Raw genomic sequence first — 21,543 nt, forward strand, 5'->3', positions numbered from 1 at the left:
GTGCCCACTAACTCAGTCCTGTCACACCATCCCATATTAGCTTGATTCCTGTTAGGAAAAGAAAGCCGTACATGAATTTGAAAAACACGGCCGTGGAAAGTTTGTAATGCAGCCATGCGCCAAGTTGGACGCCAATAAACGCAACGGGTGTAAAGCAAAGTGATAACAGGATGTTGGTGCTGTTGAGTTGTCCAAGCATGCCGTATGGAATGAGTTTTACATAGTTTATTGCTGTGAAGATGACGGCTGCTGTAGCCACGTATTGTGTTTTGTCTAGGTTTGCTCTTAATAGATAGACGCTCATGGGTGGTCCGCCAGCGTGGGCTATAAAACTGGTGAAACCGCCAAGGGTGCACCAAAGCTTGCCAGTGAACGAATGCAGAGGTGGTCGCTCTGTTGCGCTGTTTTTTCTTGGCCATGAGTTCAGTGTGAAGCCAACAGCAATAATGCCAACCATTATTTTTAACCATTCAGCAGAGAACCATGACGCTGTTAAGCCACCAATAACAACGCCGATGATGGCGGCAGGTATGCATTTGATTAGTTGTTCTGTGTTCCACTTTTTCCAAAACTTCTGCACAGTGAAAATGTCCATGATACAGAGTATGGGGAGCATTATGGCGGCGGCCAGAGTAGGGGAGGTTTGGAGTGAAATAAGCGGTACAGCAAGTATGCCGAAAGCGCCAGAGAAACCACCTTTAGAAATGCCAGTAATAAATACGGCAATGGCGATGAGTGACATAAGCAGCCAATCCATAAGTGTCCTCTGGTTAGATGTTTGTGGTGAGCGGTAAAAATGCATATTGATTATGGGGGATTGCCACTTGTTTCAAAAGGCTTCTGTATTAGAATTGTCAGAAATTAATGAGCCATGTGATTGGTGTTTGCTCTTTTTGAGTAGAGAAGGATTGGTAAGTGATGCAAATAGAGAAAGATGTTTACGGTGAAGAGTCGATGGAAAGTCTAGGCGGGGCTGTTTCCTTGGCTTTAAAAGCGGGCGCGGTTGTGTATCTAGAGGGAGACCTTGGTATGGGTAAAACCACGCTTGTTAGAGGTATGTTGCGTGGCTTAGGTCATTTGGGGCCAGTTAAAAGTCCTACTTATACGATTGTTGAGCCCTATGAGTTATCCGGCCTTGAAGCATTTCATTTTGACCTTTATCGCGTTTCAGATGCGGAAGAGCTTGAATTTATAGGGATTCGTGATTATTTCTCGGATGGCGCTTTGTGTTTAATTGAATGGGCTGAAATGGGGCGTGGTATTTTGCCTGAGGCAGATTTGATTGTTTCATTGAGCTTGATTCGTCAGGGTCGCCATGTGGTGATAGAAGGCGTTACTGAAAAAGGTTTGGCGGCTATAAATACGCTGCAAAATGTCATAACGTCTTGATGTATAGACGTCTTTACTCTAAGTAAGATTGAGATCCATGTAATCAGCAGTTATAGTGTGTCAGATATACTAGCTAGCTGTCTGATATGCATACTAAATTTCGTACTTATTTATTTGTTTTTTTCTCTTTTATTGTCTCCTTAACTGCGGCAAATGCTTTTGCTGCAGAAGTGAGAGACATTCGTGTCGCTCAGCAAGAGGGTGTGACACGTTTAGTTTTTGAGCTTTCTGATGCTTCGGAGCATCGTATATTTCCTCTTTCCAACCCAGAGCGAATAGTGCTCGATGTGAGTAACGTCGACTTAAATACCTCTGTGGTTAATGGCTTGTCGGCTTTGTCTTCTGATGTTTTGATGCGAGTTCGTTACGCTAAGCGAGACAATGGTGTTCGCTTCGTGTTGGATTTGGCTCAAAAGGCAAAAGCGAAGAGTACTGTGTTGGCGGCAAATGGTACTTATGGCCCGAGAATATTGGTTGAGCTTGAGTATGGCGTCAGCAAACCGGTGACGGTTGTAAAAAGCTTAGCGAATTTATCCAAAGAAAAGCGTGATATCGTTATTGCGATCGATCCTGGACACGGTGGAAAGGATCCGGGTGCTTTGGGGCAGTACAATGTTCGTGAAAAAGACATAGTGTTGTCGATTAGTAAGGAACTGGCTCGACGAATAAATGCGGTTGATGGCTTTAAGGCTGTGTTGACGCGATCAACTGATACCTATCTTCAATTGCGTGACCGTTCTCGTGTGGCGCGTGAAGCCAATGCTGATTTGATGATTTCCGTGCATGCGGATGCTTTTACAAAATCGAGTGCTCGCGGGGCTTCGGTGTGGGCTCTGTCATTGAGTGGTAAAAGTTCTGAAATGGGTCGCTGGCTGGCGCAACAAGAAAACTCCGCCGATTTGGTGGGTGGCATTTCTTTGGATGACAAAGATCAGTTGCTTGCTGAAGTCTTGCTTGATATGTCAATGAACTCGACGATTCAGATGAGTCTGAATATTGGTGAAAGTGTTCTCGGTGAGATGAAAAATGTGGCTGTCTTACATAAAGGCAGCGTGCAGCAAGCAGGCTTTGTGGTGCTGAAATCACCAGATATTCCGTCTATTTTGATTGAAACTGGCTTTGTATCAAACAAGACGGAAGCCAAGAATTTATCGAGCAGAACATATCGCGTAAAGTTGGCTGATTCTATTTCTAAAGGTGTCATCGAATACTTTACCAAGAATGCACCAGATGGAACCTTAGTGGCTTGGAAGCAAAAGAAACATTCTGATTATGTGTATACCGTTAGTAAAGGTGATACTTTGTCTGAAATTGCTAGACGCAATCAGGTGTCTTTACCTACTTTAAGGCAAGCAAATAATCTAAGTAACGATGTTATTTGGATTGGTCAAAAGCTTGTTATACCTGCCGGCTAGAATCTAATTGTCTTATGCTCTTGTGTTGAACTAAAGAGCTCAGAAATCAAAGGTCGTTCATGAAAAGAATTAATCTTTTATCTCCGCGTTTAGCTAACCAAATCGCAGCGGGAGAGGTGGTTGAGCGACCAGCCTCCGTTGTGAAAGAGTTGCTTGAAAACAGTCTTGATGCTGGGGCCACTCAGCTTGATATCGATGTCGAGCAAGGTGGCGTTAGGCGCATAAAGATCCGTGATAACGGCACTGGAATCATGAAAGATGATTTGTCTTTAGCGTTAAGCCGACACGCAACAAGTAAAATAATTACTTTAGATGATTTGGAAGCTGTCTGTACGTTGGGGTTTCGTGGTGAAGCGCTAGCCAGTATTAGCTCTGTGTCAAGAATGCACCTTACCTCTCAGGCCGAAAATGAAGAAGAAGCGTGGCGTGTAGAGGCAGAAGGCAAAGATATGGCGACGGCAATTCGTCCCGCTTCTCACCCTCAAGGTACGACGATCGATGTGCGGGATTTGTTCTTTAATACGCCAGCTCGTCGTAAATTCCTGCGTACTGAAAAAACCGAATTTGCCCACCTAGAAGAGGTGGTGAAGCGTTTGGCGCTGAGTCGCTATGAAACAGGTTTTCGCTTAAGTCATAATGGTAAGCAGGTATATGATCTTCGCCCAGTGACAGATCAGCTCCACGCTGAGCATAGATTGGCCACTTTGCTGGGTAAGAAATTTATAGAGAATTCGTTGACGCTTGATGTGGAAGCGGCTGGCTTGCGTTTGTGGGGCTGGATTGGTTTGCCCACATTTTCTCGTTCCCAAGCGGATTTGCAATACTTCTTTGTAAATGGTCGGGTGGTTAAAGATAAATTGGTCGCCCACGCCGTTCGTCAGGCTTATCGTGATGTTTTATATAATGGCCGTCATCCAACGTTTGTTTTATATCTTGAGTTAGACCCTTCTACAGTAGACGTAAACGTACATCCAACAAAGCATGAAGTGCGGTTTCGGGATGGGCGTTTGGTGCATGATTTCTTGTTTAGTCGAATTCATAAGGCTATCGCTGATGTGCGTCCTGAATCGGATGGGGCGCCAACGGGTATGCAGGATTCAGCCGCCAGTGAACCGTCTTCATACGGCTCAAATATTACAGAGCAGTCCGCTTTGCAGCTATCGAATCGTCCTGCGGCGTCTGGCATGGAGTGGATGCAATCTCGTTCACCTTCTGGTTCTTTGGGTTCTTCAGAGGTGCGTGGTCAGCTTGATGGTATGCGTCGGCTGTCTGGTTATGCTCAGGAATATGCGTCTGCGACGGAGGAGGTTGATCCTGAGACGGGTGAGGTGAGAGAAGTTGCTCCTTCAAGCTCTCTAGGGCAATCTGGCGACCCTTTTGCGAGATCAGATGCTGATTATCAAGCTGTGCCGCCTTTAGGTTTTGCGGTGGCTCAGTTGCATGGGGTTTATATTCTTTCCGAGAGTGAGCAAGGGTTGATTTTAGTCGACATGCACGCAGCACATGAGCGAATAGTATATGAGCGCATGAAGACGGCTTTTTATCAAAAAAACATATCGTCTCAGCCGCTATTGGTGCCGATCAATGTGTCTGTATCGCAAAGTGAAGCCGATTTGGTAGAAGAAAGTGGCAATGTGTTTGAGTCGTTCGGCTTTCGAGTAGAAAGAACGGGATTAGAAAGTGTCATGGTTCGAGAAGTTCCTATTATACTGATTCGAGGGGACGTTGAAGGATTGGTGCGCGATGTTATAAGTGATTTATCGATCAATGGGGTGTCTGACTTGATGGAGTCTAGGGCGAATGAGCTGATGGCTTCCATGGCTTGTCATGGTGCGGTGCGTGCTAATCGTAAGTTGACTATTGCTGAAATGAACAGTCTTCTCCGAGATATGGAGGTGACTGAGCGAAGTGGACAGTGTAACCATGGCCGACCAACTTGGGCGCATTTGACAATGTCTGACTTGGATAAACTTTTCTTGAGAGGGCGTTAATATGACGAAGCCACATGTTGTTTGTTTGATGGGGCCGACGGCTTCTGGAAAAACAGGGCTGGCCGTTGAGTTGGCTGAGCACCACGATTTTGAAATTATTAGTGTGGACTCCGCTCTGGTTTATAAGGGGATGGATATCGGCACGGCCAAACCGGATGCAGCGTTGCTTGCAAGGGCTCCTCATAGGCTAATTGATATTATTGATCCGCTTGAATCTTATTCTGCGGCCGATTTTGTTTTGGATGCGGTTGAGCAGTCACAAGAGATTATTGCGAAAGGTAAAACACCGCTTTTGGTAGGCGGCACTATGATGTATTTCAATGCGCTGCAAAAAGGTTTGGCTGAAATGCCGCAAGCCGACGCTGAGTTGCGCGCTTTGATTGAGGCTGAGGCTTTAGAGAAAGGCTGGGGGGCTTTGCATGAAGAGTTGCAGAGGTTTGACCCAGAAGCCGCTTCTCGTATTCACCCTAATGACCCTCAAAGATTGCAGCGTGCTATTGAAGTGTATCGTTTGACGGGTAAGACTATGACTCAGTTTTGGGAGCAGCAAGAAACTGTGTCTTTGCCATTTGATATGATTAATATGGCCGTGATGCCGAAAGAGCGAAGTGTCTTGCATGAGCGAATAGAGCAGCGCTTTTATGAGATGATGGACCAAGGTTTTTTGGCTGAAGTAGAAGGTTTGTACCGCCGCGGTGACTTGTCTATTGATATGCCATCTATGCGCTGTGTCGGATATCGACAGCTATGGCAATATTTAGACGGTGCTGATTTGCTAGATGATGCTATCTTTAAAGGAGTGGTTGCGTCTCGTCAGTTGGCAAAAAGGCAGCTTACTTGGTTAAGGGGCTGGGAGGATCTGATGATTTTCGATAGTTTGTCGAAAGATCTTGTGCCGGAAGCCTTGAATTACATAGAAAGCAGGATTATATAGGGGAAATCGGTAAAAATTTGGTGTAGTATCTACAGTATTGTTTTATCAATATTTAATTTAATATTTTTTGCTTGTTTAAGGAGATCACAATGTCAAAAGGGCAATCATTACAAGACCCTTATCTAAATATTCTACGTAAAGAAAGAGTGCCAGTATCTATCTTTCTTGTAAATGGAATTAAACTTCAAGGTCAAATCGAATCATTCGATCAGTTTGTGATTCTATTGAAAAATACTGTTAGCCAAATGGTTTACAAACATGCCATTTCTACAGTTGTACCTTCCCGTACAATTCGCGTTCCGTCTCCTGATCAGCCGGAAGATGAAGCTGAATAGTTTGTCTGTAACAAGGCGAACAGAGGAATACTAGATTGTTTTTTGAACGTCCAGATAGTGGTGAAATAGCTGTATTGGTTCATATAGATTTTCATGAGCAAAATGAGTCTTATGGGCCGGAAGAGTTTGTGGAGCTTGCTATTTCTGCTGGCGCCGATCCTGTTGCTGTTGTATCAGGGTCGCGTCAGCGTCCTGATGCCCGGTACTTTATTGGCACCGGTAAACTAGCAGAAATAAAAGACATTGTTGATCGAGAAGAAGCTCAAGTGGTTCTTTTCGATCATGCTTTGTCTCCTTCCCAAGAGCGTAACTTAGAAAGTGTATTGCAGTGTCGTGTGCTTGATCGCACAGGACTGATACTTGATATATTTGCGCAGCGTGCACGTACCCATGAGGGTAAATTGCAGGTTGAGCTAGCGCAGTTGCAGCACATGTCTACTCGTCTTATTCGTGGTTGGACGCACTTAGAGCGCCAGAAGGGCGGTATAGGTATGCGTGGTCCAGGTGAAACTCAGCTTGAGACTGACCGTCGATTATTAAGAGAGCGCATTAAAGCGATTCAAAAGAGATTGGCGAAAGTGGGGTCTCAGCGAGATCAAAACCGCCGATCCCGTGATCGATCTTCAGTGCCAACGGTCTCGCTGGTTGGTTATACCAACGCAGGTAAGTCAACCTTGTTTAATCGGGCGACGGGGTCAGAGGTTTATGCGGCTGATCAGTTGTTTGCCACATTGGATCCGACACTGCGTCGTTTAGATATTGAGCAGGTTGGTTCGATTGTCTTGGCTGATACGGTTGGTTTCATCCGTCAGTTGCCGCACCGATTAATTAAAGCGTTTCAGGCGACATTGAAAGAGTCTTCAGAGGCTGATTTGCTTTTGCATGTTGTTGATGCTGCCGATATTTCTCGCGAAGAGAATATGAAGCATGTGGATTCTGTGCTAGAAGAGATTGGTGCTAATGAAGTGCCAACGCTTAAGGTGTTTAATAAAATAGATGCTTTGCCTACCGCAGAACCTCGAATAGATCGTGATTCGGACGGGAACCCTTTAAGAGTTTGGTTGTCTGCTCGTGATGGTCAAGGTATTGATTTGCTTAAGCAGGCAATTGCAGAGCTTTTAGCGGAAGACGTTTTTAATGAAACTCTTTACTTGTCGAACAAGTATGGTCGATTAAGAGCTATGCTGTTTGAGCATGGGGCAGTGAAATCGGAGCGCTTTGATGAGATGGGCCGATTTGTCCTTGATGTTAAGTTGCCTAAAAAAGATTATTTGCAAATTTTGGCTCGCGCTGGCATGTCTGAGGATCAGATTGAAGCTGTGTAAGCTGTCAGGATTATCATTAAAATAAAGTGGAGATGTAGTATGGCCTGGAATGAACCGGGTAATAACGACAATGACCCATGGAATCCAGATAAAAACCGTAATAATGGTGCTGGACGCCCAGATGGAGATCGTGAAAAGGAAACCAACAATGACCCATGGGGCCGCAAGCCTAGTGGGAATGAACAAGGTCCTCCAGATTTGGATGAGGCTTTCCAGAAATTGATGGGGATGCTAGGCGTTAAAAAGTCCCGTAAATCTGGTGGTTCTAATGGTGGTGGCTCTAATTTTTCGGGCAAAATCGGTGGTGGTTTAATCGCTATTGCGCTGATTGCTCTGCTTGCTCTTTGGGCAGCTACGGGCATTTACCAAGTGGATCAGCAAGAACGAGGCGTAGTGCTTCGTCTAGGTAAATATCACTCTACAGTTATGCCAGGTCTGCATTGGAATCCTCCGATGATTGATACTGTTAGTAAGGTTAATGTGACGAAAGTTCGTTCCCATGACCATAAAGCACTTATGTTGACGGTGGATGATGCCATTGTTGAGGTTGGTGTTTCTGTTCAGTATTCGGTTCAAGATCCAAAGAACTTTTTGCTGAATGTTCGTAATCCTGAAGAGTCTTTGGCTCAGGCAACAGAAAGTGCTTTGCGCCATGTTGTGGGTAGCTCTGAAATGGATCAAATCTTAACGGAAGGTCGTGAGTTGTTAGCGTCAGAGGTTAAGGCTCGTATCCAAGACTACAGCAATGCTTATGGTACTGGTGTTTTGATTTCGAAAGTTAACGTTGAAAATACGCAAGCACCAACTCAGGTGCAGGAAGCGTTTGATGACGTTATTAAGGCGAAAGAAGATGAGCTAAGAGTCCGTAATGAAGCGGAGTCTTACGCAAATGGTATTATTCCTGAAGCACGTGGTCGTGCGCAGCGTATCAGAGAGGAAGCTGAAGCTTACCGTTCTGAGATTGTTGCTCGAGCAAGTGGTCAGGCTGATCGTTTTGATAGACTGTATCGAGAATATACGAAAGCGCCAGACGTTACTCGTCGCCGTTTGTATATTGAGACAATGGAATCCGTCTATAAAGATGTGAATAAGGTTGTTGTGGATACTGAAGGTGGAAATAACATGATGTATTTGCCTTTGGATCAGTTAATGAAGCAGCGTGCAGAGTCGTCTAAGGGGTCTGGGTCTTTGAATTCTAGCAATGTTGGAATGTTGACTGACCAAGTTCTTGAAGAGATTCGTAAACGTCAAAGTGCAACAATTCGTAGAGAGGGCAGAAACTAATGAGAGGCTTTTCTTTTTCCGTTTTATTTGTTGCTCTTCTCGGTGTGCTAGTTGCTTCACAAACACTTTTTGTGGTGAGTGAAACAGAGCGTGCGGTTGTTCTTAAGTTTGGTGAAATTGTTCAGGATGATGTTCAGCCTGGCCTTCACTTTAAGCTTCCGATTATGAACGAAGTCAAAAAGTTTGATGCTCGAATTTTGACAATGGACTCTCGTCCTCAGCGTTACTTAACGCTAGAGAAGAAGGCTGTTGTTGTGGATTCTTACGTCAAATGGAAGATAGACTCTGTAGCTAAGTATTACCAAGCAACGTCTGGTGATGAGTTTGTGGCGAACCGCGTTTTGTCTTCTCGTGTTGATACGGGACTTCGAAATAAATTCGGTGAGCGTACTATGCACGAAGTTGTTTCTGGTGAACGTGACCAGTTGATGACAGGTTTGCGTGATGAGCTAAATCAGGTTGCTCAAAATGAATTGGGTATCTCAATTGTTGATATCCGAGTTAAGCGAATTGATTTACCGCCAGATGTTAGTGAGTCTGTTTATCAGCGAATGAGAACTGAGCGTGAGCGTGAAGCTCGTGATCACAGATCGAAAGGTTTGGAGTTGGCTGAAGGTATTCGAGCAGATGCAGATCGTCAACAAGTCGTTTTAGAAGCAGAAGCACAGCGTGATGCTGAAATGATTCGTGGTGATGGTGATGCTAAAGCAGCCGCTATTTACTCTAAAGTTTATAAGCAGGATCCTGAGTTTTACGAGTTTTATCGTAGCCTTCAGGCCTATCGTGAAAGCTTTAGTGGTAGCAATGATTTGTTCGTGCTTGAGCCTGATAGTGAATTCTTCAAATATTTGAATAGCTCTACTAGCAGTGGTTCTAAATAGAGTAGATATTCATCAATAATCGTGCATGAGACCTATTTGTTAAAATGGGAAACATGGTACTATTACACAAACCGGGCCAAGCCCGGTTTTTTAATGGTCAAAATAAAGAGAATCTATGCAGGAATTGTTGCAGTCGCTGCTGGTTGGCGTCAGCCTTTTATTGATCGCTGAGGGCTTTTTGCCGTTTTTAGTTCCGAATGTTTGGCGGGAGATAATGGTGAAAGCTATCGCGAGCTCAGATTTAAATTTACGTATTCTGGGCGCGGTTAGTATGTTTCTTGGATTAATGCTTCTTTTGCTGACTCGAAGCTAAGAGGACAATTTAATGACATTAGCAGATCGCTGGTTACTTCCTGAGGGCGTTGATGAAGCGTTGCCTGAACAGGCGGCTAAGATCGAGCACCTTAGAAGAACTCTGCTTAATCTCCATGAGAGCTGGGGATATCACTTAGTAATACCTCCTCTATTAGAGTATCTGGATTCCCTTCTAACGGGAGCAGGCTCAGACCTAGAAATTGAAACCTTTAAAGTAATTGATCAGTTGTCAGGTCGACTTTTAGGTATTCGTGCCGATTTTACATCCCAAGTTGCTCGTATTGATGCTCATTGTCTTAAAGATGATGGGGTGCAACGTTTGAGTTATTGCGGCAGTGTTTTAAGAACCATGCCGGCTGGCCTAGATGGCACACGTAGCCCTATACAATTAGGGGCAGAAATTTATGGTCATGGCGGCGTAGAAAGTGATGTTGAGGTTTTATCCTTGATGTTGCAAACCTTATCTACAGCCGGTTTGTCTAATCTTGTTCTTGATCTTGGGCATGTTGATGTGGTGAGTGGCGTTCTTGCTGCTTGCGATCTTAATGCAGATCAAGAAAGTAAGTTGATTGAATTATATAAGGCAAAAGATTTGCCTGAACTTGACCGCTACGTGGAAAGTCTTGATGGCTTGAGTGCAGACCAGCAGCAGTGGTTAGTTGGTTTGCCGCGTTTGTGTGGTGGCAAAGAGGTATTGAAACGTGCGATGGATTTGTTGGGGAATGTGAATGAATCTATTCGTGAGGCCATTGTTTTGCTTCAAAAAGTGAGTGATTCAATTTGTCAGCGTTTTCCTAATGTAGGTCTTCATTTCGATCTAAGCGATTTGGTTTCCTATAGCTACCATACTGGTGTTGTTTTTGCGGCTTATGTTCCTGGTCATGGTAATGCCATTGCTCGAGGCGGACGCTATAACAATATTGGACAAGTGTTTGGTCGTTCACGCCCAGCTACGGGTTTTAGTACGGATGTGAAAGCCTTGGTTGCTTTAACTGATGTTGTGGTGAATAAGCCAAAAACGGTTCTGTCGCCAATTTGCTCAAGCGATGCGCTTTGGCAGAAAGCAAACTCCTTACGAAGTGAAGGGTATCGAGTGATAGAGGTCTTGGATGATGTCTACGCTGGAGATGCGGACTTTAAGTTGGAATTTGTTGATGAGACTTGGCAGTTGATGCCGATTCAGAGCTAGAATTTTCTTTAAGAACTATCTAAATGAGACCTGAAATTATGGGTAAAAATGTTGTTATTCTAGGCACTCAATGGGGTGATGAAGGTAAGGGTAAGGTTGTAGACCTTCTTACTGAGGACGTTGCAGCTGTTGTGCGTTTTCAAGGTGGTCATAATGCTGGCCATACATTGGTTATCGATGGCAAAAAGACCGTTTTGCACTTGATCCCTTCTGGTATTTTGCGTGAAGGTGTTCAGTGTATTATTGGTAACGGTGTTGTGTTGTCTCCTGCTGCCTTAAAAACAGAAGTTCTTGAGCTTCTTGAGCAAGGTGTGCCAGCGGTTGATCGTTTGAAAATCAGTGCGGCTTGTCCATTAATTCTTCCTTATCATATTGCTATTGACCAAGCTCGTGAGCTTGCAAAAGGCGAGAAGAAAATTGGTACAACAGGTCGTGGTATCGGGCCAGCTTATGAAGATAAGGTTGCTCGTCGTGCGATCCGTGTTGGAGACTTGTTAGACTCTGAACGTTTTGCTGCTAAGCTGAAAGAAGTGCTTGAGTATTACAACTTCGTACTGACTGAATACCATAAAGTAGATCCAATCTCATTTGATGAGGTTTATGCTGCGGGCTTGGAAATGGCTGATTTCTTGCGTCCAATGGTGGCAGACACTATTACTTTGTTGCATGACTTGCGTAAAGCAGGTGCGAACATCATGTTCGAAGGTGCGCAAGGTTCATTGTTGGATGTTGACCACGGTACTTATCCTTATGTAACGTCTTCAAATACAACAGCTGGCGGTGCTCCAGCCGGTACGGGTTTTGGTCCGTTATACTTGGATTACGTGCTTGGTATTACCAAGGCTTATACTACGCGTGTAGGTTCAGGTCCTTTCCCTACAGAATTGTTCGATGAAGACGGTGAGCGTTTGGGTCGTCGTGGTCATGAGTTTGGTGCTACAACAGGTCGTTCTCGTCGTTGTGGTTGGTTTGATGCTGTTGCCTTGCGTCACGCTGTTCAGATTAACTCGGTTTCAGGTATGTGTTTGACGAAACTGGATGTTCTTGATGGTTCAGAAGTGATTAAGGTTTGTGTGTCTTACGCTGATGCTGATGGTAACCCAGTGGCTGGGTCTTTAGTCGACAGTGAAGGTTATGAAAACGCTAAGCCAGTATATGTTGAGTTGCCAGGCTGGACAGAATCAACAGTTGGTGCGCCAAATTTCGATGCTTTGCCTAAGAATGCGCAAGATTATATTCGCTTCCTTGAAAAGCAAGTTGGTGTTCCAGTAGATATTATTTCGACTGGCCCAGATCGTAACGAAACAATTGTTCTTCGCGATCCTTTTAAGCAATAGTTTGATTTGTTTAATGGGGTGATTAAAAAGCTGCTTTTTTAGCGGCTTTTTTTGTATTTTTAACTCGCTAAGTTCATCTTATTAGCATTCTTTGTAAATAGAGTGAAAAGAGGGGGCGGTGTTTGTTGGGGGCTGATGTAATATTTACAATTGAAATTAGGGCAGCGTATTTGCTGTTTGAATAGTAAAATGAAGAGGAATATTTATGGTTAAGTTATTGCTTGCTGATGATGATGCTCGTTTATCGGATTTGATTAAAGAGTACTTTGATGGTGAGGGTTATGATGTCACTCATGCTTGGAATGGCAGAGAGGCGTTGGAGCTTATGGCTGTGAATATGCCGGATATTGTTATTCTTGATGTTATGATGCCTGAGTTAGATGGGTTTGAAACGTTAAAGCAAATCCGTAATAAGAGTGCGGTGCCGGTTATTATGTTGACTGCCAAGGGTGATGATATTGATCGTATTCTTGGTTTGGAAATGGGTGCGGATGATTATTTGTCTAAGCCGTTTAACCCGCGTGAGTTGCTAGCACGTATCAAGGCTATTATGCGTCGTGCAAGCCAAGAACGTGAAGATGATCCTACTGCTGACATTGAGCTTTCTGGTGTGTTGCTACGTCGTAAGGATCGTACGGTTTATTTGAATGGTGAGTTGGTTGAGTTGACGACGTCTGAATATACACTGCTTGAGTGTATGTTAATGGCGCCAGGTCAGGTGTTGACTAAGCAGGAGCTTTCAGAAAAAGCTTTAGGTCGTAAATTAACTATGTATGATCGCAGTTTAGATATGCATATTAGTAATTTGCGTAAAAAAATTGGTAATTTAGAAAATGGTGATCCTCGGATTAAAACAGTACGAGGTGTTGGTTATATATTTGTATCGAATGAGCAAGGTGCTTAGTTTTTCATGAAAAATACTTTTCTGCGCGTGTTTTTGGTTGTACTGCTGTCAAACATTGTTGTTGTCAGTATTGGTCTAGGGATGGTCCAATTTATTCAAAAACGCAATCAGGTATCAGCTGACTTGCTCGGAGATGTGGGTGTTCAGTTGGTGGCTGGGTATGAAAAGTTCGGTATAGACTCCTTGCAAGAGGAAACCGAAAAAGCTGAGAAGCGGCTGTCTGGTACGATTTATTTATATCAGGAAAATGGTCGTCCTCTATTAAAGCCATTGCCTCGTAACTTTAGGGAGCAAAACACGCCTGATGCAACAGGTCGTCCTTCGGCGGACTTTTTGCACAGCCAGTTTATTCAGGTGATAGGTGGGAATAATGTCCAGTATTTGCTGATATTTAAACCAAACCCTGAAATTAACTCGCTTGCACCAGAGGCTGTGGTTGGATTTTCATTGTTAGGCTTGTTGGTTTCGAGTGGTGTGTTGGCTTATTGGTTATTAGGTCCTTTGCTTAAGTTGCAGCGAGTTGCTCGCTCATTTGGTCAAGGGGATATGACGGCAAGGGTCGAGAATAAGTTGGCTCGACGGAGTGATGCTGTTGGTAAGTTGGCGCGTGAGTTTAATGAAATGGCGGTGCGAATTGAGACGCTCTTATCCTCTAAAGAGCGCTTGATGCGTGATGTGTCTCATGAACTTAGAACGCCATTGGCTCGAATTGAAGTGGCTTTGACCATCGCTGAGGATAAATATGGTTTAGAAGCTCAAAAAGGCTATTTATCTAGGATTCGCACGGAACTGCATGAGCTGGATGAATTGATTGGTCAGGTTCTTACGTTGAGTCGACTTGAGGCGGCTTCTTTGATCAAAGAAGAAATGAATCTACGTCAGTGGCTCGATGACATTGTGGCTGATGTTAGTTTTGAGAGTCAGCTTAAAGGAATTACTGTTACGCGATTGGGGCGAGCGCCTAAAACCATATTGGGTGATCCGCTTCAGTTACGACATGCTATTGAAAACGTGCTTCGTAATGCCTGCTTTTATGCAGGGTGTGGTGGTGTGATCGAGGTCGAAACGAGTGAAAAGGCTGGGATGGCTTACATATATGTACGCGATAACGGCCCCGGTGTATCTGATGATAAATTAGAGAAGATTTTCCATGCCTTTTATCGATCCTCTGAAGCGCGAGAGGCTAATAGCGGTGGCTTTGGTGTTGGGCTTACTATATCTCAGCGAATAATTCGGGCTCATAAAGGGCAGATAACGGCAAAAAACCGAGAAGAAGGTGGCTTGGAGGTGTGTTTTCAGTTGCCTGTTGCTTAATCTGTAATATTTTAAAATCGAATAAAATTTTCTGTTGGCAAGAAAGCGCTTGTTATTACCTGCGTAGATAAGTAATATGCGCGTCGCAAGTTGGCTAGGCAGTCGCCGCTCAATTTATTGGGGGGAGGAAAGTCCGGGCTTCGCAGGGTAAAGTGCCAGGTAACGCCTGGGGGGCGTGAGCCTACGGAAAGTGCAGCAGAAAATATACCGCCTAAGCAGTTTACTGCCGGTAAGGTTGAAATGGTGCGGTAAGAGCGCACCGCGCGACTGGCAACAGTTCGTGGCAAGGTAAACCCCACTTGAAGCAAGACCAAATAGGAACTCTTTGGCGTGACCCGCGCTGAGTTCGGGTAGGTTGCTAAAGACGTGCAGTGATGTACGTATTAGATGAATGACTGTCCACGACAGAACCCGGCTTATCGGCCAACTTGCACATTTCCCTTCTTTTTTATTCCTTTGTCGCTTGAGCGATATTCTTTGTACACCTTTGCTTTTTTCGTAGATCTGCTTTCAAAAGAAGTTGTTGTTTTCCCTTTTATTTTTTTCGTGATTGTTCTTAAGCCTAGACTTTTGTGGCCGCCTTTTTTGGCGGCTTTTTTGTGTCTGTCGTTTTTCTATTTTAATTATTATCGATATTTTTTTACTATTTTTCCAAAAAAGTGTTAAATTGTGGGATAAAGTGTCGATAAGTGGGATATGACAATGTTTCGTGGGATTCATCAGGTAAGCGTTGATGTGAAGGGGCGAATGTCGCTCCCTGCACGCTTGCGCGATGATCTCGCCCAATATGACGATGATGGTGTCGTCGTTACCATTGATCCCGTGTCGAGATGCTTGTTGCTTTACCCCTTGTCAGAGTGGGAACAGATCCAGCAAAAGTTAGATAAGTTGCCAACTTTCCAGCCACAAGCGCGCCGTTTACAGCGTCTTTTAGTTGGTCATGCGACTGATTTAGAAGTGGATAAAGCTGGGCGAATTTTGCTTCCTGCGCCACTGCGTGAATTTGCTCGACTGGATAAAAAGCTGACGATTCTTGGTCAAGGCAAAAAATTAGAAATTTGGAGCCAAGAAGAGTGGGAAGCACAACGAGAAGATTATTTGTCCCAAGATGCTCTTGGAGACTTACAAACTGAAACCATGATGGATATTTCTTTATGACAAAGACGATGGCAGAACACATAAGCGTCATGCTTAATGAGTCCGTCGATATGCTCGTAACTGACACGAATGGCCTGTATGTAGACGGGACGTTTGGCCGTGGGGGGCATACTCGTTTGGTTTTAGACCGATTAGACAAAGGCCGATTGCTGGGATTTGACAAAGATCCTGTGGCAATAGGTTATGGCAAAGCATTAGAGCAAGAAGATTCACGCTTCTCTATTGTTCAAGACAGTTTCGCGAACATGGCTGAGCATATTTCAAGTGTGTTTGGTGTTGATAGAGTGGATGGCGTGATGATGGATTTGGGGGTTTCTTCTCCTCAAATTGACGATGCTGAACGTGGCTTTAGTTTTATGAATGATGGCCCGCTTGATATGCGCATGAATCCAGATAAAGGCTTAAGTGCTGCTGAATGGATTGCTTCTGCTGGTGAAAAAGAAATGGCCGATGTGATGTATCAATATGGCGAAGAGCGATTCTCCCGTCGTATTGCGAAGGCGATTTGTGAGTACCGTGCACATACTCCAATCCTGACAACGCTTCAGCTTTCTAAAATTGTTGCTGAGGCTAACCCTGCTTGGGAAAAAGGCAAAAATCCAGCGACTAGAGCATTTCAGGGTATCCGAATTCATATCAATAATGAGTTAGGCGACTTGGAAGTAGGCTTAGATGCGGCGGCAGAAGCATTGAAAGTGGGTGGGCGCTTGGCGGTTATCAGTTTTCATTCTCTTGAAGATCGAATTGTTAAGCGCTTTATGAAGTTGAAATCAAAAGGGCCTGAGCTGCCAAGACATTTGCCTATTCGTAACGCACACCTCGACATTAAATTTAAGACGGTTGGTAAAGCGATTAAGCCTTCTCAATCAGAGGTGAGTGAAAATGTGCGCTCGCGTAGCGCTGTGTTACGAGTGTTGGAGCGAGTCAGTGATTAAGTCGCGCTTTTCGCCGCTGGTGTTTGCTGTCGGTGTCGTGTTGCTGGCTATCGTTTCAATTGCTGTTGTTATTCAAGTTTACGACTTTAGAAAAGACTTTTCTTACCTTCAAACGTTGAAGCAAGACGAAGTGGATTATGAAGTGAAATGGGGGCAGTTGCTTCTTGAGCAAAGTGCTCTGACTCAGCCTAGCCGCTTAGAGCAAGCGGCTATTAAAGATTTAAATATGCATGCTCCTTCTCAGGATGAATTGATAATAGTGAAACCATGAAAATTGATAATAGTGTTCACATACCAGGAAAATGGCGCTTTAGGTTTGTATATGCTATCGCCTTGTTGTTGTTCCTCATTGCTGGGGGGCGACTGTTTCATTTGACGGTTGTTGATAAAGCTTTCCTACAAAACCAGGGTGAAATGCGTGCAGTGCGCACTGAGTCTATTCCTGCAACGAGAGGCATGATTTTAGATCGTCGAGGTGAGCCTTTGGCGGTAAGTACACCAACATGGACTATTATTGCAAACCCAAAAGCACTGTGGAAAATGCCTCGCGATCCTTCTATGAATATTGGCCCTGAACAAGAAATTAAGCGCCTTGCTGAGGTTATGGGTGTAGGGCGAGCGTGGTTGCAAGAACGGTTTGAAGCCAATAAGACGCGTTCTTTTATGTATCTTAGACGCCAAATTCCTCCCCATGAAGCTGATGCTATTATGGCGGCGCATGTTGTCGGTGTGAGTAAGACGAAAGAATATAAGCGATTTTACCCAGCGGGCGAGGTTGCAGCCCATGTTGTTGGTTTTACTAACATCGATGACAAAGGCCAAGAAGGCATAGAGCTTGCTTACGATAAAGCGCTGGAAGGTCAGCCTGGCCGACGCAGTTATGTGAAGGATCTATCGGGCAATATTATTCGTGGTGTCGGTGTGGATGAAACGGAGCACCCTGGTGAAAATATTGAGCTTAGTATTGACCTGAGATTGCAATATTTGGCTTATCGAGAGCTTAAAGCTGCGGTTCAAGAGCACCGAGCTACATCCGCTTCTGCTGTGATTTTGGATGTGAAAACCGGTGAGATTTTGGCTATGGTCAATCAGCCATCTTATAACCCGAATGACCGCTCTAAACTAGAATATGAAGAGTTGCGTAACCGTGCAGTGATCGATTTATTTGAGCCTGGCTCAACCATGAAGCCTTTTACTATTTCGGCTGCTTTAATGTCTGGCCAGTACACAACTGAAACGACCATTGATACTTCTCCAGGTTATTTGCGCTTTGGTCGATTTACGATTCGTGATGCTGCCAATTATGGTGTGATTGATTTTGAAAAACTATTAATCAAATCAAGTAACGTTGGGGCATCAAAGATTGCTTTGTCACTACCGCAAGACGCGGTTTGGAATATGGACTATGAATTAGGCATAGGTTCACCAGTTGGCATTGGCTTTCCGGGTGAGGCTTCTGGGGTTCTTCCTTCTCATCCTAAATGGCATCCGTCAGAGATTGCGACGTTATCGTATGGATACGGTTTATCTGTTTCCACATTGCAGTTGGCTCAGGCTTATATGACATTGGCTAATGATGGTTATCGTGTGCCTGTGACTATTTTTAAACAGGATGTTCCGGCTGATGGTAAGCAGGTTATTCCTCAAAAAGTAGCGCGTGATGTTGTGAAAATGATGGAGTCTGTTGTTCAAAAAGGCTCTGGTAAAGCGGCAAAAATTCCCGGTTATCGTGTTGCAGGAAAGACAGGTACGGTTCATAAAGTAGGCTCGAAAGGGTATGAATACGACCAGTATATCGCTTTGTTTGCAGGTGTTGCTCCGGCCTCTAACCCTAGATTGGCAATGGTCGTTATGGTTAATGATCCTAAAGGTCGCGAGTATTATGGCGGTGAAGTGGCTGCTCCTGTTTTTTCACGCGTGATGGAAGGGGCGTTAACAACATTGAATATTTACCCAGACCTGCCCGAAGGACTTAGAGAGGTGCGTTTGGAACCCAAGAAAGTGCCATATCAAGTTGTGCAGGGTGGTTAAATGGGGCAATTAAGACATGATCAATTACTTAAATTGGCGGGTTACTCTGTAGAGGGTAATCCGCATTCTGCTTTTTATAGCCGGTTAGAAACCGATAGTCGTAAAGTGGATGAGGATTGCGTTTTTTTTGCCTTGCCGGGTGTTACATCTAATGGTTGGGACTATTTGGATAATGTTGCTGCCTTAGGTTGCAAGGTGGCCGTTGTGCCTTCTGACCTGAACTTACAGCACGATAACATAGAACTCATTTCTGTCGCTGATCCTGCGGCGTTGTTAGTGTCTTGTTTGCATGGCTTTTTTGGTAGTATGCCCGGGCATATGGTGGCTGTAACTGGCACAAACGGTAAATCTTCCATTTGCTTTTATATTGCTCAACTGGCGAATTTTGTGGGCTTCAACAGCGGTTTGGTTGGAACCTTTGGCGTTGGGGCTTTAGGGGATTTGGCCGAAGCAAAACAAACTACGCCAGATCTTTTGTCTTTGCATCTTACTTTAATGAATATGGCTGAAAAGGGCGTAAACTTTGTTGCCTTTGAAGCGTCTTCTCATGCTTTGGATCAAGGGCGTATAGAAGGGGTTCCTTTTCAGACGGCGGTATTTTCAAACCTTTCTCGTGATCATCTGGATTACCATGGTGATATGAATGCCTACGCGTTGGCTAAGCGGCGCTTATTTTCTGTAGAGACGGTGTCTCATTCTGTCTTTTGCCTTGATGATTCTTATTCTGGTTTTATGGCTGAGGGTGCGACTACGTCGGCCCGTCATACCTATAGCGAGCATAACCCCGAAGCGGATTTTTATGTTAAGCAATTAACCCTTGAGCCGACAGGGAGTCGTTTTTTGCTTTGTCATCCTGAAGGGGAGTCGTCGGTATTTTTGCCTTTATTGGGGCGTTTTAATATACAAAATGCTTTGGCTGCACTGGCGAGTCTTTGGTATGACGTCGAAGATAAGCAGGCGTTGATATCAGGTCTGTCTTCGTTACGCGGCGCGCCCGGACGTATGGATAAGGTGCAATGTCCAAATGCACCTATTGTAGTGGTTGATTACGCACATACGCCGGATGCTTTAGAAGTTGCGCTGCAAGCATTGAGAGAACATGCCAGTGGGCGCTTGATTTGCGTGTTTGGCTGTGGAGGCGATAGGGATCGTGGTAAACGACCTTTGATGATGGCGGCCGCTATGCAAAATGCAGATTATGTTTGGTTGACGTCGGATAATCCGCGTACAGAATCAATAGACCAGATTTTTGCAGATGTGTTGTCACAGACAAATGAGGGTGAGGCATTTAGTTTTGAGCCCGATCGTAGAGTGGCAATTCAGCAGGCTATTTTGTCTGCAGGGCCGAACGATGTTGTGTTGATCGCTGGAAAGGGTCATGAGTCTTATCAAGATATAAAGGGTGTTAAGCATCATTTTGACGATAAAGAAGAGGCTCTGAAGGGGGTGAAAAGCTATGTTAATTAATCTTACTCTTTCAGATATTGCACAAGCTTGTAATGGCGAGCTTGTTGGTGATGATTGTGAAATAAACGCAGTTGTTACGGATACAAGAAAAATCACAAGTGGCTGTATTTTTGTCGCTATTAAAGGTGAACGTTTTGATGGTCATGATTATGTCACTCAAGCGATAGATGGTGGCGCGCTTGCTGTTGTCTCTGAGCGCGATGTAGATGTGCAAAATTACGTTAAAGTGAGCAATACAACATTAGCTTATGGCGCAATAGCCCGCTTGGTTAGAGATGCCTTTAAAGGTGAAGTTGTCTGTATTACCGGTAGTAATGGTAAAACAACCGTAAAAGATTGGTTAGCTCAGTCTCTTAGCAATAAAAATGTGTTAAAAACACGCGCCAATTTGAACAATCAAATTGGTGTGCCGCAAACATTGCTTGAACTGGAAGAGAATCATCAAGTTGCAGTCATTGAAGCGGGTACCAGTTTTACGGGTGAAATTCCGTTATTAGCAAAAATAGCGCATCCGGATATAGTGATATTGACGAATGCCAGCGGAAGTCATTTTGAAGGGCTAGGCGATCTTGGAAGTATAGCCAAGGAAAAGGGCGCATTAATATCTGGCTCTTCATCTGCTGCTAGTGTCATTTTGAACGCCGATGATGAGTATTTTGATTATTGGTGTGGCTTGGCTGGTGATCGTAACGTCTATTCGTTTGGCTTTACTGCAGCGGCGAGTCTCTATGCCTCTGAAATAGTTTTAGGTGCAGAGTCTAGTTCAGCACTGTTTCATTATGATGGGGAAGCTTTACCCGTCACTATCGCAGGTGCTGGAAAGCATCAAATTGCCAATGGCATGGCGGTTGTTTTAGCTATGTTGATTCTAGGTATTGATTTTAAACAAGCGACTGATAAATTAGCCGCACCTGTGCTGGTATCAGGGCGATTAGAGCGCCTTAAGGCAAAAAATGGCGCTCTTATAATTAATGATTGCTACAATGCCAGCCCAAAGTCAGTTGAGGCTGCAATAGATGTGTTATCGATGCAGTCTGTAGAAGAGACCTGGTTAATTTTAGGGGCTTTAGGTGAATTGGGTGAGCAGCGAGATGCGATTCATTATGGCTTGGGTGAATATGCGAGAGATAAAGGAATATCTTATTTGATTTGTGTCGGCCCGGTAGCGAAAGTTGCTGGAGTGGCATTTAGGGATAAAGGGGGAAACGCAATATTTTGTGAAACCCATAATGAGGCGGCGACGGTTGTTAGACCTCTAGATAAAAAACACGCCATTTTAGTAAAGGGATCTCGGTCCGCTAAAATGGAAAATGTCATTGAAGCATTAATCAATTAGGAT

General features: G+C 44.3%; 20 protein-coding genes and 1 other RNA gene. 20 read left to right on the forward strand and 1 reads right to left on the reverse strand.

Going from position 1 to position 21,543, the window contains the following annotated elements:
• Positions 1–7 precede the first annotated feature (7 nt).
• Entirely contained in the window at positions 8–757 is a 750-nt protein-coding gene (locus DFP75_RS02330) for a sulfite exporter TauE/SafE family protein (RefSeq protein WP_110571887.1), read from the reverse strand.
• A 161-nt stretch (positions 758–918) separates the two neighbouring features.
• On the opposite strand from DFP75_RS02330, the gene tsaE reads away from it, so the two are divergent.
• The 20 genes from tsaE to DFP75_RS02435 all read left to right on the forward strand — a co-directional run bounded on the left by tsaE (position 919) and on the right by DFP75_RS02435 (position 21,540).
• Complete coding sequence (gene tsaE, locus DFP75_RS02335) at positions 919–1,389, forward strand: tRNA (adenosine(37)-N6)-threonylcarbamoyltransferase complex ATPase subunit type 1 TsaE (RefSeq protein WP_110571888.1); 471 nt, start codon at positions 919–921, stop codon at positions 1,387–1,389.
• A gap of 86 nt (positions 1,390–1,475) precedes the next feature.
• The gene (locus DFP75_RS02340) at positions 1,476–2,804 is read left to right on the forward strand and encodes an N-acetylmuramoyl-L-alanine amidase (RefSeq protein ID WP_110571889.1); all 1,329 of its coding nucleotides are present in this window, start codon (positions 1,476–1,478) and stop codon (positions 2,802–2,804) included.
• Between the two features lie 59 nt (positions 2,805–2,863).
• Positions 2,864–4,795 (forward strand): DNA mismatch repair endonuclease MutL, encoded by a 1,932-nt coding sequence (gene mutL, locus DFP75_RS02345; protein WP_110571890.1) that lies wholly within the window; start codon positions 2,864–2,866, stop codon positions 4,793–4,795.
• A 1-nt stretch (position 4,796) separates the two neighbouring features.
• Entirely contained in the window at positions 4,797–5,729 is a 933-nt protein-coding gene (miaA, locus tag DFP75_RS02350; RefSeq protein WP_110571891.1) for a tRNA (adenosine(37)-N6)-dimethylallyltransferase MiaA, read from the forward strand.
• Between the two features lie 89 nt (positions 5,730–5,818).
• Positions 5,819–6,064, forward strand: coding sequence for an RNA chaperone Hfq (hfq, locus tag DFP75_RS02355; protein WP_110571892.1), 246 nt, complete (start codon positions 5,819–5,821; stop codon positions 6,062–6,064).
• A gap of 35 nt (positions 6,065–6,099) precedes the next feature.
• On the forward strand, positions 6,100–7,389 hold the full coding sequence (gene hflX / locus DFP75_RS02360) for a ribosome rescue GTPase HflX (RefSeq protein ID WP_110571893.1): 1,290 nt from the start codon (positions 6,100–6,102) through the stop codon (positions 7,387–7,389).
• A 39-nt stretch (positions 7,390–7,428) separates the two neighbouring features.
• The gene (gene hflK / locus DFP75_RS02365; RefSeq protein WP_110571894.1) at positions 7,429–8,673 is read left to right on the forward strand and encodes an FtsH protease activity modulator HflK; all 1,245 of its coding nucleotides are present in this window, start codon (positions 7,429–7,431) and stop codon (positions 8,671–8,673) included.
• Positions 8,673–9,554 carry a protease modulator HflC gene (hflC, locus tag DFP75_RS02370; RefSeq protein WP_110571895.1) on the forward strand — a complete coding sequence of 294 codons (882 nt, stop codon included), beginning with the start codon at positions 8,673–8,675 and terminating at the stop codon, positions 9,552–9,554. Before hflK ends, hflC begins: the two co-directional genes overlap by 1 nt.
• Before the next feature lie 115 nt (positions 9,555–9,669).
• On the forward strand, positions 9,670–9,867 hold the full coding sequence (locus DFP75_RS02375; RefSeq protein WP_110571896.1) for a DUF2065 family protein: 198 nt from the start codon (positions 9,670–9,672) through the stop codon (positions 9,865–9,867).
• A gap of 12 nt (positions 9,868–9,879) precedes the next feature.
• Positions 9,880–11,058 carry an ATP phosphoribosyltransferase regulatory subunit gene (locus tag DFP75_RS02380; protein ID WP_110571897.1) on the forward strand — a complete coding sequence of 393 codons (1,179 nt, stop codon included), beginning with the start codon at positions 9,880–9,882 and terminating at the stop codon, positions 11,056–11,058.
• A 38-nt stretch (positions 11,059–11,096) separates the two neighbouring features.
• Positions 11,097–12,395, forward strand: a complete 1,299-nt coding sequence (locus tag DFP75_RS02385) for an adenylosuccinate synthase (protein ID WP_110572817.1) — start codon at positions 11,097–11,099, stop codon at positions 12,393–12,395.
• Between the two features lie 205 nt (positions 12,396–12,600).
• Positions 12,601–13,299, forward strand: a complete 699-nt coding sequence (locus DFP75_RS02390) for a response regulator transcription factor (RefSeq protein ID WP_110571898.1) — start codon at positions 12,601–12,603, stop codon at positions 13,297–13,299.
• Positions 13,300–13,305: 6 nt separating this feature from the next.
• On the forward strand, positions 13,306–14,613 hold the full coding sequence (locus DFP75_RS02395; protein ID WP_110571899.1) for a sensor histidine kinase: 1,308 nt from the start codon (positions 13,306–13,308) through the stop codon (positions 14,611–14,613).
• An 86-nt stretch (positions 14,614–14,699) separates the two neighbouring features.
• Positions 14,700–15,048: RNase P RNA component class A (gene rnpB, locus DFP75_RS02400), an RNA gene on the forward strand.
• A gap of 267 nt (positions 15,049–15,315) precedes the next feature.
• Positions 15,316–15,771, forward strand: a complete 456-nt coding sequence (mraZ, locus tag DFP75_RS02410) for a division/cell wall cluster transcriptional repressor MraZ (protein ID WP_110571900.1) — start codon at positions 15,316–15,318, stop codon at positions 15,769–15,771.
• On the forward strand, positions 15,768–16,706 hold the full coding sequence (gene rsmH / locus DFP75_RS02415) for a 16S rRNA (cytosine(1402)-N(4))-methyltransferase RsmH (RefSeq protein WP_110571901.1): 939 nt from the start codon (positions 15,768–15,770) through the stop codon (positions 16,704–16,706). Before mraZ ends, rsmH begins: the two co-directional genes overlap by 4 nt.
• Positions 16,699–16,977: a cell division protein FtsL gene (gene ftsL / locus DFP75_RS02420; protein WP_110571902.1), complete on the forward strand. Its 279-nt coding sequence runs from the start codon at positions 16,699–16,701 to the stop codon at positions 16,975–16,977. Before rsmH ends, ftsL begins: the two co-directional genes overlap by 8 nt.
• Positions 16,974–18,737, forward strand: coding sequence for a peptidoglycan D,D-transpeptidase FtsI family protein (locus DFP75_RS02425; RefSeq protein WP_110571903.1), 1,764 nt, complete (start codon positions 16,974–16,976; stop codon positions 18,735–18,737). Before ftsL ends, DFP75_RS02425 begins: the two co-directional genes overlap by 4 nt.
• Positions 18,738–20,204, forward strand: coding sequence for a UDP-N-acetylmuramoyl-L-alanyl-D-glutamate--2,6-diaminopimelate ligase (locus DFP75_RS02430; protein ID WP_110571904.1), 1,467 nt, complete (start codon positions 18,738–18,740; stop codon positions 20,202–20,204).
• Positions 20,194–21,540: a UDP-N-acetylmuramoyl-tripeptide--D-alanyl-D-alanine ligase gene (locus DFP75_RS02435; RefSeq protein WP_110571905.1), complete on the forward strand. Its 1,347-nt coding sequence runs from the start codon at positions 20,194–20,196 to the stop codon at positions 21,538–21,540. Before DFP75_RS02430 ends, DFP75_RS02435 begins: the two co-directional genes overlap by 11 nt.
• Positions 21,541–21,543 lie beyond the last annotated feature (3 nt).

It is taken from the genome of Marinomonas alcarazii (genome assembly GCF_003208215.1).
GTDB classification, from domain to species: domain Bacteria; phylum Pseudomonadota; class Gammaproteobacteria; order Pseudomonadales; family Marinomonadaceae; genus Marinomonas; species Marinomonas alcarazii.